The sequence below is a fragment of the Lysobacter terrae genome (genome assembly GCF_054782215.1).
Window position 1 is genome coordinate 1 of record NZ_BAAGSX010000002.1, and the last position, 15,553, is coordinate 15,553.

The 15,553-nt window shown below is 68.0% G+C and carries 11 protein-coding genes, 1 pseudogene and 1 riboswitch; of the genes and pseudogenes, 9 read left to right on the forward strand and 3 right to left on the reverse strand.

Features of this window, described 5'->3' with window-relative positions:
- Positions 1–246 precede the first annotated feature (246 nt).
- The 3 genes from ACYVJ8_RS07965 to thiC form a co-directional block, all read right to left on the reverse strand.
- Positions 247–1,164 carry a helix-turn-helix domain-containing protein gene (locus ACYVJ8_RS07965; protein ID WP_460711115.1) on the reverse strand — a complete coding sequence of 306 codons (918 nt, stop codon included), beginning with the start codon at positions 1,162–1,164 and terminating at the stop codon, positions 247–249.
- 154 nt (positions 1,165–1,318) lie between these two features.
- Positions 1,319–3,583 (reverse strand): winged helix-turn-helix domain-containing protein, encoded by a 2,265-nt coding sequence (locus ACYVJ8_RS07970; protein WP_460711119.1) that lies wholly within the window; start codon positions 3,581–3,583, stop codon positions 1,319–1,321.
- 238 nt (positions 3,584–3,821) lie between these two features.
- A complete protein-coding gene (thiC, locus tag ACYVJ8_RS07975) occupies positions 3,822–5,699 on the reverse strand; it encodes a phosphomethylpyrimidine synthase ThiC (protein WP_460711121.1) in 1,878 nt (625 codons plus the stop codon).
- Positions 5,700–5,755: 56 nt separating this feature from the next.
- A riboswitch (TPP riboswitch) is annotated at positions 5,756–5,851 on the reverse strand.
- A gap of 61 nt (positions 5,852–5,912) precedes the next feature.
- Here thiC and ACYVJ8_RS07980 point away from each other — a divergent pair.
- The 9 genes and pseudogenes from ACYVJ8_RS07980 to ACYVJ8_RS08020 all read left to right on the forward strand — a co-directional run bounded on the left by ACYVJ8_RS07980 (position 5,913) and on the right by ACYVJ8_RS08020 (position 15,539).
- Positions 5,913–6,656 carry a TylF/MycF/NovP-related O-methyltransferase gene (locus ACYVJ8_RS07980; RefSeq protein ID WP_460711123.1) on the forward strand — a complete coding sequence of 248 codons (744 nt, stop codon included), beginning with the start codon at positions 5,913–5,915 and terminating at the stop codon, positions 6,654–6,656.
- 134 nt (positions 6,657–6,790) lie between these two features.
- The gene (locus ACYVJ8_RS07985; protein ID WP_460711125.1) at positions 6,791–6,964 is read left to right on the forward strand and encodes a hypothetical protein; all 174 of its coding nucleotides are present in this window, start codon (positions 6,791–6,793) and stop codon (positions 6,962–6,964) included.
- 104 nt (positions 6,965–7,068) lie between these two features.
- On the forward strand, positions 7,069–8,847 hold the full coding sequence (gene ilvD / locus ACYVJ8_RS07990; protein ID WP_460711127.1) for a dihydroxy-acid dehydratase: 1,779 nt from the start codon (positions 7,069–7,071) through the stop codon (positions 8,845–8,847).
- A 31-nt stretch (positions 8,848–8,878) separates the two neighbouring features.
- Positions 8,879–9,895: a ketol-acid reductoisomerase gene (gene ilvC / locus ACYVJ8_RS07995; RefSeq protein WP_460711129.1), complete on the forward strand. Its 1,017-nt coding sequence runs from the start codon at positions 8,879–8,881 to the stop codon at positions 9,893–9,895.
- On the forward strand, positions 9,895–11,658 hold the full coding sequence (ilvG, locus tag ACYVJ8_RS08000; protein WP_460711131.1) for an acetolactate synthase 2 catalytic subunit: 1,764 nt from the start codon (positions 9,895–9,897) through the stop codon (positions 11,656–11,658). The genes ilvC and ilvG overlap by 1 nt, the downstream gene beginning before the upstream one ends.
- On the forward strand, positions 11,642–11,878 hold the full coding sequence (locus ACYVJ8_RS08005; RefSeq protein WP_460711133.1) for an ACT domain-containing protein: 237 nt from the start codon (positions 11,642–11,644) through the stop codon (positions 11,876–11,878). Before ilvG ends, ACYVJ8_RS08005 begins: the two co-directional genes overlap by 17 nt.
- Positions 11,869–12,795: an aminotransferase class IV gene (locus tag ACYVJ8_RS08010; protein ID WP_460711135.1), complete on the forward strand. Its 927-nt coding sequence runs from the start codon at positions 11,869–11,871 to the stop codon at positions 12,793–12,795. The genes ACYVJ8_RS08005 and ACYVJ8_RS08010 overlap by 10 nt, the downstream gene beginning before the upstream one ends.
- A 27-nt stretch (positions 12,796–12,822) precedes the next feature.
- Positions 12,823–13,782 (forward strand): annotated as a pseudogene (locus ACYVJ8_RS08015) (threonine dehydratase); the annotation flags it as partial.
- Positions 13,783–13,967: 185 nt separating this feature from the next.
- Positions 13,968–15,539: a 2-isopropylmalate synthase gene (locus ACYVJ8_RS08020; protein ID WP_460711137.1), complete on the forward strand. Its 1,572-nt coding sequence runs from the start codon at positions 13,968–13,970 to the stop codon at positions 15,537–15,539.
- Positions 15,540–15,553: the final 14 nt, after the last annotated feature.

Sequence of the window (15,553 nt, forward strand, 5' to 3'; positions counted from 1 at the left end):
GTCTCGATGTCGGACTGGCGGATGCGCGAACCCGTGACTTCGATGCGGTCGAGCGTGGTGGCATCTTTGTCGGGGGCCGCTTCCTGCGCTCCGGCAAAGGCCGGTGCCAGGGCGAGCGCGATGCTGACGGGCAAAAGGCCGCGCTGCATCGCTGTGTGGCGATGGGTCATCTGTTCTCTCTCCGGATGATCGTTTGTTGCGATCGTTATTGGTGCGTTAGCCGCTCGTTAAGAGCGCCTTCGCAACTTACGTTCCGGTGCGGAGAGAAGCTTTGCGGTGCGCGATGGCTGTGTTTGCCGCATTTGGCGAGGCGGTCGCAGCTGCAACAGTGCGCACACCCTGGCGATAGCGCGATGCCGACACGCCAAAACGCGCGCGGAACGCACGCGCGAAGCTGCAGCAGTTATCGAATCCGCATGCAGCGGCGACTTCGCCGATCATCATCGAGGTCGACTCCAGCAACTCGGCCGCGCGTTCGATGCGCAGACGCGCCGCGGCTGCCTGCGGGCTTTCGTCGTACAGCGACAGGAAGGTCTTGGAGAAGTACCAACTGGAGAAGCTGGTGAGTTCGGCCAACTCGCTGATGCGCACGATGCGATCGCTGTTGCCTTCCAGATACAGGCGCGCCCGCTGCAGGCGACCGAACACCTGGCGCTTGCGCGTGCGCGAACGGCCCGGACAACGCGGCACGCGCGCCGCGAGTTCGCGCTGCGCGCCGATCAGATGGAGCAGCAGCGGACGCAACTGCGCGATGTCGGCGGCGGGAGTGCGTGCCGCGGTGTCGCGCCACAGACGCAGCGCGGTGCGCACGTCGCGACGGCTCAGGCGGCCGCGGCCCGCATACAGGGCGCCGTCGGACAGACGCCCGAAGGCGCGCAGCACGTCGCTGCCGAGGCTGAGACCGATGCACAGGCCATGGCGGTCGCTCTGAACCAGCGGCCGCGAGTCGCGTTCCAGCGCGATCCATTCGCCGCGCTGGAGCTGGAACCGGCCCTCGCGGGCTTCCACCCAGGAGTTGCCGCGGATCTGCACCCAAATCGAGAAGCCGCCGTTCTCCAACTGCGCGCTGCCCAGCCGGGCGACGGCGATGCAGCCGGCCTGGGCCGGGTCGCCCATCTCAGGCTGCAGGATCTGTCCGCGGTCCGCCCACTGTGTCGCTTCCACCGGTCCACCTCATTTGTGCCAGAACTGGCTGGTGGATTTGCCGCATGTCCCGCGCGGCTTCAGGAAAAATGGCGGAGAGTTGTGCGAAATCTGGCCGAAAGCCTTTCCGAAGGAATTCCGAAGACGTTTTTTTCAAGCCGGACAAGGACTTGCGTCACTGCGAGCCGATCGGCTCGGCGGGCACGGTCAACGGCATGAAGCCGATGTCGCCGCCGTCCCAGAGCGAAAGCGTGACGTAGATCGCATCACCGCGCGGGGTCAGGCTGAAGCCGCTGAGCCCGCTGCGGCGGCTGCGGTCCACGCAGAGCAGGGCCTTCGCATCGCCCACGCGGCGCAAGGCCGAAGCGCAGTCCGGCTGCCGCTCGAAGTAATAGATGCGGCCGTCCGCGGCGACGTTCCAGGCGCGATAGCGGGCCACTTCGGGAATCTGCTCGTCGATCTGGCGAATGCTGCCCGCCGACAGGGCCAGATCCGCCTGCCACAGGCCCGGCCGGCCGGGCCGCGTGAACAGGACGCGCCTGCCCATCATGTCGACACGCGCCACCGCCACATCGGGCACCGAGCCCAACCGCTGCCAGGGCTGGGGCCGCCGGTCGTACAGATTCAACTGCAGGCGGCCGCTGTCCCCGCCTGCCAGGACCAGCAGGTGGCTGTCGTCGCCGGGCACGTAGAGCGCTTGCACCACGTCGGCCTGCGGACTGGGCAGGCGTACGACCTGGCCACTGGAGGGCGTGACCTCGTATAGGCCCACGCCCGTGTCGCCATCGCCATCGCCGACCACCAGCAGACGGCGGCTGTCCTGCGACCAGTCGGGCGGATGCCAGGACTCCGGGCGCAGACCGTCCACCAGGCGCAGCGACTCCGGCCGGCGCAGATCCGCCCACCACAAGCCGAAATCGCCGGACCGATCGGAGTTGAAGACGATCTGATGATTGTCGGGGGCGATCACCGGCGACCGGTCGCGGCCCGAGGAAGGAAACAGACGTTCGACCGCGCGCGAGCCGTCCAGCGTCACGCGATGAATGCCGAAGTAGTTGCGCGACTCCGAAAATGCGACGGCCGGAACGCGTGCGGCAACCGAAGGCTCGATGGCGTCGTGGAGCCCCATGTCCTGGGTGAGCCCGCTGTCCAGGTCGAGCTGCAGCAGACGGCTTTCGCTGCCGCTCCAGCGGCTCAGCAGGATGCTGCGGCCATCGGGCATCCAGTCCCAGCCGCGGATGTCCGCATGCAGGCGGGTCAGCCGCTGCGCCGTGCCGCCGGTGCTGGGGATGCGGTAGAGATCGCCGACCGGAGAATTGCGGACGAACACGATCCAGCGCCCGTCCGGCGAATAGCGCGGAGTGAAGTCGATGTCGGCCGCGGTTGCGCCGTAGTCGAGCAACCGCCACTCGCCGCTGGCCAGATCCAGCAGGCGCAGGCCGACGCCGCCGGTCGGCGTGCCGCGGCTGCCGAACACCAGGCCGCGCCCATCGAAAGTCCAGTCGAAGCTGGGCGGACTGTGCGGATCGCAATCGCCCACGCTGCGTTCGCTGCCGCCGTTGGACGGCAGCACCATGACGCGGCAATCGCGGCCCGGCGTCACCCGCAGGAAGGCGATCTCGCGCCCGTTCGGCGACCACGCCGGCGCGCTGTCGGCGGCATCGCCGTCGGGATGGCTCAACTGCCGCGGCGTACTCGGGTCAGTCGTCTGCAGCATGATCGCGCTGTTGCGTTGGCCGGCCGGCGTCGCGACATAGGCCACCAGCGCGGCGTCGGGCGACAGACTCGGGCTGCTTTCGATGCCGGGCACCGAGGTGATCAGCCGGTAACTGGCCGTGGGCGCACGCGTCGTCGCGGTGCGCGAAGGCTGCGCCGCGACGGCCGGTTGGTCCCGCCGCAGCGACCACAGCAGCACCAGCCCAAAAATCAGTCCCACCACGCCTATCGCCAGGGCAATCGCACGCCAGTCACCGCGGATATCTCTCGGCGCAGGCGCGTAGTACGGCCGCGCGGGCACGCTCGCTTCTGCGGTGCCGGCGGGCGCGGCCGCCGGCGCGTTCGGCATGGACTGCGGCGACTCCACCAATCGCTCGACCGGCGCCAACAGCCGATAGCCGTACTTGGCGATGGTTTCGATGTAGCGCGGATTGCCGCGTTCGTCGTCGAAGGACTTGCGCAGCTGCGTGATCGCCTGGGTGACGACGTCGTCGGTCGGCAGCGTGCCCGCCCACACCTGCGCCAGCAGGGCGTCGCGGCTCACCACTCGGCCGTCGTTTTCGATCAGTGCCGCCAGGACCGCGATGGCCTTGGGCGTGACCCGGCGCGGGCGACGTGCGCCCGGCGCCTGGATTTCGCGCAGCGGCATGTCGACGACGCATTCGCCCACGCGCAGCCGCGCGGACAGCAGCGAACTCGAAGGCGGCAAGGGAGAAGTCGACATGAATCCGGAATGATGGCGGAGGCGCAAGCGCCGGTGCCAGTGCGGTCAATGGAACCGACCGATCCGGCAAACGGGCTTGCCGATGCGGGGAAGATTTCGACCCGCGCCACATTCTAAGGTTCATCGGTTACCCGGCCGTGCCGGGTATCGACCTGACGCCGGTCATCCGGCCGTCATCTCTCAACTAGCGTCAACCTTGGCGCCGGAATCGGTCCTCCGGCGCTCTTTTTTCCCGCATTCAGGCCTTGCGGTAGACCTGCGCGCCCTGGGCGAGGAATTCCTTCGACTTCTCCGCCATGCCCTCTTCGAGCGCGGCCGTTTCGTCGACACCGTGCTCGGCGGCGTAGTCGCGCACGTCCTGGGTGATCTTCATCGAACAGAAGTGCGGGCCGCACATCGAGCAGAAGTGCGCGACCTTGTGTGCGTCCTTCGGCAGCGTTTCATCGTGGTACTCCCGCGCGCGTTCCGGATCGAGGCCGAGATTGAACTGGTCCTCCCAGCGGAATTCGAAGCGCGCCTTGCTCAGCGCGTTGTCGCGCGCCTGCGCGCCAGGATGGCCCTTGGCCAGATCCGCCGCGTGCGCGGCGATCTTGTAGGCCATCAGGCCTTCGCGCACGTCGTGCTTGTTGGGCAGGCCCAGGTGTTCCTTCGGCGTGACGTAGCAGAGCATCGCCGTGCCGTACCAGCCGATCATCGCCGCGCCGATCGCGGACGTGATGTGGTCGTAGCCCGGCGCGATGTCGGTGGTCAGCGGGCCCAGCGTGTAGAAGGGCGCCTCGCCGCACTCGCGCAGCTGCTTGTCCATGTTCTCCTTGATCAACTGCATCGGCACGTGGCCGGGGCCTTCGATCATGGTCTGGACGTCGTGCTTCCACGCGATCTGGGTCAACTCCCCCAACGTCTCCAGCTCGCCGAACTGCGCCGCGTCGTTGGCGTCCGCGATCGAACCCGGACGCAGGCCGTCGCCGAGCGAGAAGGCCACATCGTAGGCCTTCATGATTTCGCAGATTTCCTCGAAGTGCGTGTAGAGGAAATTCTCCTTGTGGTGCGCCAGGCACCACTTGGCCAGGATCGAACCGCCGCGCGAGACGATGCCGGTGACACGCTTGGCGGTAAGCGGCACGTAGCGCAGCAGCACGCCGGCGTGGATGGTGAAGTAGTCGACGCCTTGCTCGGCCTGTTCGATCAGCGTGTCGCGGAAGATCTCCCAGTTGAGCTCTTCGGCTTTGCCGTCGACCTTCTCCAGTGCCTGGTAGATCGGCACGGTGCCGATCGGCACCGGCGAGTTGCGGATGATCCACTCGCGCGTTTCGTGGATGTGCTTGCCGGTGGACAGGTCCATCACCGTGTCGGCGCCCCAGCGGATCGCCCACACCAGCTTCTCCACTTCCTCGGCGATGCCGGAGGACACCGCGGAGTTGCCGATGTTGGCGTTGACTTTGGTGAGGAAGTTGCGGCCGATGATCATCGGCTCGCTTTCGGGATGGTTGATGTTGTTGGGGATGATCGCGCGGCCGCGCGCGACTTCGTCGCGGACGAATTCGGGCGTGATCAGCTTCTGGATGTTGGCGCCGAAGTGTTCGCCCGGATGCTGGCGCAGCAGGTGCGCTTCGCGGATCGCCTCGATGCGCTGGTTCTCGCGGATCGCGATGTATTCCATTTCCGGCGTGACGATGCCCTTCTTCGCGTAGTGCATCTGCGAGACGTTGGCGCCGCTGAGCGCTCGGCGCGGCTGCGGGCGCGAGCGGAAACGCACCGCATCGAGCTTGGGATCGGTTTCGCGCGCACGGCCGAATTCCGACGACAGCGACGACAGCAACTCGGTATCGCCGCGCTCTGCGATCCACTGCGCACGCAGCGGGGCCAGGCCGCCGGCGAGGTCGATGCGCGCTTCCGGATCGGTGTACGGGCCGGAGCAGTCGTACACGGCGAACGGGGCGTTGTCCTCGCCGCCGAACATGGTCGGCGTCTTCGTCAGCGCGATCTCCCGCATCGGCACGCGCAGGTCGGGACGCGAGCCCTCGACATGGATCTTGCGCGAGCCCGGAATCGGGCGGGTGACGTCGGCCGACAGTTGTTCGGCCTGCTGGAGGAGCTGGGAGGGCACCGCGTTCATACGTGTTCGTCCGGTTTCGTTGCGTGGGCACGACGAAGCGGCGGCGCACGGACCAAAGCCGGTCCGGCGAAGCTTCCCTACGGCGGTCTCAACCGCATCAGGTTCGAAGGGTCTGTCTCAACCGGCCACCGCCGGTACCCCCGCTTCGGGTGGTATTAGACCACACGGCCCCGCCGGTACCCTGCGGCACATCCCTCGCCGAGTTCCGCCCTCATGGATGACATCGTCGTTAGCCGCCTGAACCGGCCCCCCGGACGCCGCCACCAACTCGCCAACGGGCTGCTCGCCCGCCTGGGTACGCGGCTGAGGGTGTCCGACCCGCCCTACCACTGGGGCTTCGGCAACGTCGAGTCGCGCATGAACGTGTTCCACCTCGCCAGCCAGACCTGCGCCTACGGCGTGCCCGGCGACCTGGTCGAGATCGGCTGTGCGGCCGGCGAGTCCTCGGTGGTGATCCAGTCGGTACTGTCGGCGGCCGGCAGCCCGAGCAAGCGGTTCCACGTCTACGACAGCTTCGAAGGCTTGCCCGTGCCGACCGAAGACGACGCGACCGACGGCATCTACCACCAGGGCGACATGACCGCGCCGCTGGCGCAGTTCGAGGACACCTTCCATCGCGCGGGGCTCGCGGCGCGGCCGCAGATTCACTCGGGCTGGTTCGAGGACACCATCCCGGCACAACTGCCGGACACGATCAGCTTCGCGCTGATCGACTGCGATCTGTACACGTCGACCGCACAGGTGCTGCCGCACGTCTACGCGCGTATGTCGCCGGGCGCGATCGCGATGTTCGGCGTCTACTACGACCCGGAAATCTTTCCGCGCGAAGGCATCCGCGAAACCTACGCGTCGCCCGGTGTGAAGCGCGCCACCGACGAGTTCTTCGCCGACAAGCCCGAGCGCGTCTCGGTGCTGTATGCGAACGAGTACTCCAACGGCTATTTCCGCCGCTTCTGAGCGCGTGACGAGGCAACTCGCGAACTGACTGGTTTCATGCGCAACGAAATTCGTGCGCGATTCCTTATGAATTTTTGCGATGTCGCACGAAATCGCGGTTGACATGAGCGCGACGGGCGTGATCCTCTAGCCCCATGACGCAGCGCAACAACCACCCGCAGACCGCCATCGCCAAGTCTCACGACTCGGCGGCGCTGCTGCGTGTCGGAACCGCTCGTATCGGTTACGTAACGCTCGAGACCCTCGCGCTTATTACCGTACTCGTACTTATTACCGGGCCAGCCAGCGCGGAGTATGGGTTTGTGTAAGTAAGACACCACCAACCCAGGTCTAGATTCCAAAGACCCCGCGCCTGAAAAGGCGCGGGGTCTTTGTTTTCTACGACCTGAATTTCCACCGGGGAATCCAGTTCGTGAGAAGCAACGCCATCAAGCAAGGCCCCGCACGCGCTCCGGCACGCGCCATGCTGCGCGCGACCGGACTCGACGACGCGGCGATCGCCAAGCCGCTGGTCGCCGTCGTGCACACCTGGTCCGACGTATCGCCGTGCAACCTCACGCTGCGCGATCTGGCACAGCACGTGCGCGAGGGCGTCATCGCCTGGGGCGGCACGCCGATCGAGTTCAACACGATTGCGGTGACCGACGGCATCGCGATGGGTAGCGAAGGCATGCGCGCGTCGCTGGTGTCGCGCGAGACCATCGCCGACTCGATCGAACTGGCCGTCAACGGCCACTGTCTCGACGCTGTGGTGATGCTGGTCGGCTGCGACAAGACCATTCCGGCCGCGGCCATGGCGGCAGCGCGGCTCAACCTCCCCACCGTGATCCTCTACGGCGGCACGATCATGCCGGGGCATTGCCCGAAGCGGGCCGCGCAGACGACGGCAGCTGCAGAGGATCGCGCACTCACCGTGCAGGACGTCTTCGAAGCCGTCGGCGCGCACGCGGCGGGCAAGATCGACGACGCCGAACTGCATCGCATCGAATCGCACGCCTGCCCGGGCGCGGGCGCGTGCGGCGGGCAGTTCACCGCCAACACCATGGCGATGGTGCTGACCTTCCTCGGCTTGTCGCCGTTGCAGCTCAACGACATTCCCGCCGTCCACCCAGACAAGTCCGCCGCCGCGTGTTCCTGCGGCGAGCTGGTGATGCAACGCTTGCGTGATGGCGGCCCGAGACCGCGCGACATCCTCTCTCCCGCCGCGCTGCGCAACGCGGCTCGCGCGGTCTCGGCCACCGCCGGTTCCACCAATGCGGCGCTGCATCTGCTGGCGATCGCGCACGAAGCGGGCGTCGCATTCGATCTGGAGGAATTCGAAGCCGCCGCCCGCACGCCGGTCATCGCCGACCTGAAACCCGGCGGGCGCTACACCGCCGCGGAGATGTTCCAGCACGGCGGTACGGCACTGGTGGCGCGCGAACTGAGAGCGGCCGGTTTGCTCGAGGACATTCCGACGGTCACCGGCCGCAGCTTCTTCGCCGAACTCGATCGGGTACCCATGCCCGACACCGCGCAGGATGTCGTGCGTCCCATCGCCTCGCCGCTCAAACCCCGCGGCGGCTATTCGATCCTCTACGGCGATCTTGCGCCGGAAGGCTGCATCCTCAAGCTCGCCGGCCACGGCCGCGAACATTTCGAAGGCCCGGCCCGCGTCTTCGATTCGGAAGAAGCGGCCTTCGCTGCGGTACAGGCGCGGCAGATCCACGCGGGCGACGTCGTGGTGATCCGTTTCGAAGGCCCCGCCGGCGGCCCCGGCATGCGCGAGATGCTCGCCGTCACCGCCGCACTCGTCGGCCAGGGCCTGGGCAACGACGTCGCGCTGATCACCGACGGCCGCTTCAGCGGCGCGACGCACGGCTTCATGGTCGGCCACATCGCACCCGAAGCCGCGCGCGGCGGCCCCATCGCAAAGTTGCGCGAAGGCGACCGCGTGCGCATCGACGTCGCGCAGCGGCGTATCGACGTCGACGCGAATCTCGCCACGCGTCCCGCTGCGCGCATGGCGCCACGTGTGACCACTGGCGTGCTCGCGAAGTACGCGCTCGCGGTGGGCTCGGCTTCGCGCGGTGCGGTCACCGCGCCTGGCCCGCTGTCGCACGCGCCCGCTGCCGTCGCGCCGGCCACGGCCGACTACCACGAACACGCTCCAACGGACGCCGACCTGGCGGACGAACTGATCCTCGTCTGACTCCACTCACCGATCACCACAGGACACCACCATGACCAGCACCGCCAAACCCCGCATCGCCATCGTCGGCTACGGCAGCCAGGGCCGCGCGCACGCGCTCAACCTGCGCGACTCCGGCTTCGACGTCACCATCGGCCTGCGTCCGGGCGGCCCCACCGAGCTCAAGGCCAAGGCCGACGGCTTCACCGTGAAGACGCCCGCCGAAGCCGTTAAGGGCGCCGAACTCGTCGCCGTGCTCACTCCCGACATGGTGCAGCCGCAGCTCTACGGCGAAGTGATCGAACCCAACATCGCGCCGGGTGCATGCCTGCTGTTCGCCCATGGCTTCAACGTGCACTACGGCCAGATCACGCCGCGCGAGGATCTCGACGTGGTGCTTGTCGCACCGAAAGGTCCGGGCGCCCTGGTGCGCCGCGAGTACGAGATCGGCCGCGGCGTGCCCTCGGTCTATGCCGTGCATCAGGACAAGAGCGGCCAAGCGGAGCAGCTCGCGCTCACTTATTGCGCCGGCATCGGCGGCGCGCGCCAGAACGCGATCAAGACCACCTTCAAGGAAGAAACCGAAACCGACCTGTTCGGCGAGCAGGCCGTGCTCTGCGGCGGCGCCACCAAGCTGGTGCAGGCCGGCTGGGAAACATTGGTCGAAGCCGGCTATCAGCCCGAGGTCGCCTACTACGAGTGCCTGCACGAACTGAAGCTGATCGTCGACCTGTTCTACGAAGGCGGCATCACCCGCATGCACGAGTTCATCAGCGAGACCGCGCAGTACGGTGCGCTCACCCGCGGCGACTACGTCGTCGACGCCAACACCCGCGCGCAGATGAAGAAGGTGCTGACCGAGATCCAGGACGGCACTTTCGCGCGCCAGTGGATCGCCGAGTACGCCGCCGGCAACGCCCACTACAAGGCGCTGAAGCAGGGCGACCTCGAGCATCCGATCGAAGCCGTCGGCAAGAAGCTGCGCGCCAACATGAAGTGGCTGGCCTCGTCGCAAGCCGCTCCGGCGAAACCCGCGGCCGCAACCAGCACCCAGAGCGAGGCCGCCTGATGAACGGCGCCCGCTGGCTGGTGCAGGCTCTCGTCGCGGAAGGCGTGGACACGCTGTTCGGATATCCGGGCGGCGCGATCATGCCTTTCTACGACGCCCTTCACGGCGCACCGGACCTCAAGCACGTCCTGGTACGCCACGAACAGGGTGCGGCCTTCGCCGCGAACGGCTATGCACGGGCCAGCGGACGCGTAGGCGTCTGCGTCGCAACCTCCGGGCCGGGGGCGTCGAATCTCGTCACCGGCATCGCCGACGCGATGCTGGATTCGGTGCCGATGGTGGTCATCACCGGCCAGGTGGCGACCACGCTGATGGGGACCGATGCGTTCCAGGAGCTCGATGTCTTCGGCATGACGATGCCGATGGTGAAGCACAGCTTCATCGCGCGCCGCGTCGGGGACCTCCCGCACATGCTCGGCGAGGCGTTCCGTCTGGCGCGCTCGGGCCGGCCGGGGCCGGTGCTGATCGATCTGCCCAAGGATGTGCAGCTCGCCGATGCTTCACTGTTGTCCCCACACGCCTCATTGGGTATCGACGATGTCCAGGCGCCGATGGATGCGTCGCTGCACGCCGCACTGGCGCTGATCTCGCAGGCTGAGCGGCCGGTGCTCTACGGCGGCGGAGGGATCGTGCTGGGCCACGCGCTGTCGTCCTTCCGCACCTTCGTCGACGCCACGCAGATCCCGACCGTGCTGACGTTGAAAGGACTGGGCGCGCTGCCGGCGCAGCATCCGCTCAACCTCGGCATGCTCGGCATGCACGGCACGCGCGCGGCGAATCTCGCCGTGCAGGAAAGCGATCTGCTGATCGTCGTCGGCGCCCGTTTCGACGATCGCGCCACCGGCAAGCTGGCCGAATTCGCACCGCATGCGCGCGTGGTGCACATGGACCTGGACGCCTGCGAGATCGGCAAGCTGCGCCATGCCGACGCCGGCGTGCGCGGCGACATCGCCACCACGCTGACCAAGCTCACCCTGCCCTGCGCCGCACACCTGCACGGCCGCCACGGCGCCGCGCGCCGGCAATGGCGGGCGCATTGCCAGGAACGTGCACGTCAGCATGCCGCGCGTTACGACGCGCCGGGTAACAGCGTCTACGCCCCCGCGCTGCTGAAGCGCCTGTCCGAACTCGCGCCCGATGCGGTCGTCGCCTGCGACGTCGGCCAACACCAGATGTGGGTCGCGCAGCACTGGCGTTTCGACGATCCGCGCAGGCATCTGACTTCCGGTGCACTGGGCGCGATGGGCTTCGGCCTGCCCGCGGCCATCGGCGCGCAGATGCAGGACCCGCAGGCGCGCGTGATCTGCGTCAGCGGCGACGGCTCGTTCCTGATGAACGTGCAGGAGCTCGCCACGCTGCGCCGCTATGGCCTGCCGGTAAAGATCGTGCTGCTCGACAACCAGGCCCTGGGCATGGTGCGGCAATGGCAGGAGCTGTTCTTCGACAAGCGCTATTCGGAGATCGATCTGTCCGATAACCCCGACTTCGCCGCCATCGCGCAGGCCTTCGGTATCGAGGCGTTGCACGTCGAACGCGCCGACGACGTCGAGACCGCACTGCAGGCGCTGCTGGACGCGAAGGGCCCGGCGCTGCTGCACGTCGCCATCGATCAGGCGGCGAACGTATGGCCGCTGGTCCCGCCCAATCGCAACAACGCGGAAATGCTGGATGACAGCAGGCTCGATCCACACCGCGACGCCACCGACGCCGTCGCATCCACACCCGCCACCCCACAGGAGGACGCCCGTGCGCTACCAGCTTGATCTCACCCTGCGCCAAGCCGAAGGTGCCCTCGCCCGCGTGCTGGGCACCGCCGAACGCCGCGGTTTCCAACCCGTCAGCGTGGATGGCGAAGCGCAACCCGACGGCGACCGTTGGCACCTGCGCATGACCGTCGAGGGCGACCGCGCGCCCGAATCCCTGCAGCAGCAGCTGGCGAAGCTGTACGACTGCCTCGCGGTGGAGGTGTCGCCATGTCGCTGACTCTTCGGGCCCAGGACGAGCGATCCGACGGACCGGTGGAAGAAGCGCGCGCCGACGCGCCGCAGATCTGGTTCGACGGCCGCTTCATCGACGCGACCGACGATGGCGCGCCGCTGACCACGCACGCGATGCACTACGGCAGCGGCGTATTCGAAGGCATCCGCGCGTACGCGACCGTCGATGGCGGCAGCGCCGTGTTCCGCCTGCGCGAGCACCTGGAACGGATGCGCAAGGGCTGTGAGCTCTTGGGCATTCCGTTCGACGTCGCCGAAGCCACCGAGGCGACCCTGCAGGTGCTGCGCCGGAACGGCCAACGCGACGCCTACGTACGGCCACTGGCGTGGTGCGGGATCGGTTCGATCGGCCTGGACGTCGCGCCGCTGAGCAAGCACCTGATGGTCGCGACCTTCCCGACCAATGTTCACCTGGGCAATGCGCATGTGCGTCTGGGCACTTCGGGCTGGCGCCGCAATCCCGCGACCTCGCTGCCGCCGCTGAAGCTGTGCGGCGCCTATGTGAACTCGATCCTGGCAAAGCACGAAGCCAAGCAGCGCGGTTTCAACGAGGCGCTATTCGTAGACGACCAAGGCCGCGTGGTCGAGTGCACCGGCGCCAACGTGTTCATGGTGCGCGACGGCGAGGTCACCGCGGTCGAACACCGCGACGCGCTGGCCGGCATCACCCGCGACACCGTGATCGCGCTGACCGGGGCGACGTCGCGGCCGGTGCGTTACGACGAGCTGCTCGATGCCGACGAGGTCTTCGTCTGCGGTACCGCCGCGGAGATCACGCCCGTGGACGAGCTCGACGGCTGTCGCTTCAACGATCATCGCTTCGCCCAGGCGCTGGCGCAGCAATACCAGCGCGTGGTCCGTGGCGAGGAGCCGCGTCATGCCCACTGGCTGACGAAGGTCTGAGCGATGGAAGGAGACGTAGCCGCCACCCTGCCCGTGAGTGCCGCCGACGTGTTGGCGGCGCAGGCGCGGCTGCGCCGCTATCTCAACCCCACGCCGCTGCATTACGCCGAGCGCTTCGGCTGCTGGCTGAAGCTGGAAAACCTGCAGCGCACCGGTTCCTACAAGGTGCGCGGCGCGATGAATGCACTGCTGGCCGCGCGCGAACGCGGCGATACGCGCCCGACCATCGCGGCCTCCGCCGGCAACCACGCGCAGGGGCTGGCGTGGGCGGCCTACCGGCTCGGCCTGCAGGCGATCACGGTGATGCCGCGCACCGCACCGGAGACCAAGATCGCCGGCGTCGCGCACTGGGGCGCCACCGTGCGCCTGCACGGCGACAGCTACGACGAGGCCAAGGCCTTCGCCGCCGAACTCGCCGCACAGCACGGCTTCCGCCTGCTCTCCGCGTTCGACGATCCCGACGTGATCGCGGGCCAAGGCACCGTAGGCCTGGAAATGGCGTCGCTGATGCCGGACGTGGTGCTGGTACCGATCGGCGGCGGCGGTCTCGCCGCCGGCGTGGTGCTGGCGCTGAAGTCGCAGGGAGTGCGCGTGATCGGCGCGCAGGTCGAGAACGTCGATGCGATGGCGCGTGCGTTGCGCAACGACTTCACCCTGCGCGATCCGGCGGTGACGCTGGCCGATGGCGTCCGCGTCAGGCAGGCCGGCGTGTTGACGCAGCAGGTCCTGAGCGCGCTGCTCGACGATGTCGTGATCGTGCGCGAGGCCGAACTGCGCGAAACCCTGGTCCGGCTCGCCCTGGAAGAACACGTCATCGCCGAGGGCGCCGGCGCGCTGGCGCTGGCCGCGGGCCGGCGGGTCGCGGGCAAGCGCAAGTGCGCGGTGGTGTCGGGCGGCAACGTCGATGCCGGAGTGCTGGCGAAGCTGTTGTGCGATGTACGCCCGCGTCCGCCGCGCAAACCGCGCCGGCGCGTGCAGGAACCGCTCGCAGCCTCTGGCCTGACTACACCGGTGCTGGACGAAGCCGCCGCCAAAGCGGGCATGCAGGCACGACTTAGACAGGCTGCTCCGATGCCGAGCGCGCCGCGCGCGATCGCCGTCGCTGCAGCCATTCCCCGCACCGCCCCGACTCCTTCCCTTTCCGCACCCACGCCAAAAGAGGACTGCTTGACGTGAACGACTCCACTTCCGGCGACGTAGCGCGCGACGCCGCGCCCGCTCCCATCCGCATCTTCGACACCACCCTGCGCGACGGCGAACAATCGCCCGGCTTCACCATGAACGCCGCGCAGAAGATCCTGTTCGCGCACGCGCTCGCCGATCTCGGCGTCGACGTGATCGAGGCCGGCTTCCCCAACAGTTCGCCCGCCGACTTCAACGCAGTGCAGACCATCGCCCGCGAAGTGCGCGGCGCCAGCATCGCCGCGCTGGCGCGCTGCCATCCCGCCGACATCGAGGCCTGCGCCAGCGCACTGCAGCATGCCGCGGCGCCGCGCATCCACACCTTCATCTCGACCAGCCCGCTGCACCGCCAGCACAAGCTCAACATGAGCCGCGAACAGGTGATCGAACACACGATCATGGGCGTCACGCTGGCGCGCAAGCATGTCGACGACGTCGAGTTCTCGGCCGAAGACGCGCTGCGCACCGAGCGCGACTTCCTGGTCGAAGTCTTCGACGCCGCCATCGAAGCCGGCGCCCGCACGCTCAACGTGCCCGATACGGTGGGCTACACCACGCCGGCGGAAATCCGCTCGCTGTTCCAATACCTGCGCGCGAACGTCAAAGGCGCCGAACACGTCGTCTTCAGCGCGCACTGCCACAACGACCTGGGTCTGGCGGTCGCCAATTCCCTGGCCGCCATCGAGGGCGGCGCCCGCCAGGTCGAGTGCACCATCAACGGCATCGGCGAGCGCGCCGGCAACGCCGCGCTGGAGGAACTGGTGATGGCGCTGAAGGTGCGCGGCGCCTACTACGCGGCCGACACCCGCATCGACACGCGCCGCCTGCTGCCGACCTCGCGCCTGCTTTCGCGCATCACCGGCAACCAGGTCCAGCGCAACAAGGCGATCGTCGGCGCCAATGCCTTCGCGCACGAGTCGGGCATCCACCAGCACGGCATGCTGAAGCACCGCGACACTTACGAGATCATGCGTCCGCAGGACGTGGGCTGGGAGGCTTCGCAGCTGGTGCTGGGCCGCCATAGCGGCCGCGCAGCCGTCGCCGACCGGCTGCGTGCCCTGGGCTATGTGCTGGACGATGCGCAGCTCGACCAGGTGATCGCAGAGGCCAAGGCGCTGACCCAGACCCAGCACGTGATCAGCGATCGCGACCTGCAGCGGCTGGTCGAAGGCGAGCGCTTCGGCCCTGGCTGGCGCGTGTCCGCGCTGAGCCTTACCGACTACGGCCAGCGCACGCGCGCCCATGTCGACTTGTCCGATCCCGATGGCCGCCACGTCATCCAGAGCGCCGAGGGCGAAGGCCCCGTCGCCGCGCTGTTCGCCGCGCTCGCACAGGCGACCGGTGTCGATTTCGTGCTGGAAACCTACGAGGTGCACAGCATGGGCGTCGGCGCCGACGCGCGTGGCGAAGCCAACCTCAGCGCGCGTGTCGACGAAGAGGTGATGACCGGCCAGGGCACCAGCCGCGATGTGCTGGAGGCCAGCGCGGTCGCCTGGCTCGACGTCGCCAACCGCGTGCTGCGCGGACACAAGGCGCAGCCACGCGCGGCAGTGGGCGCATGACTCCTTCAAAGCAG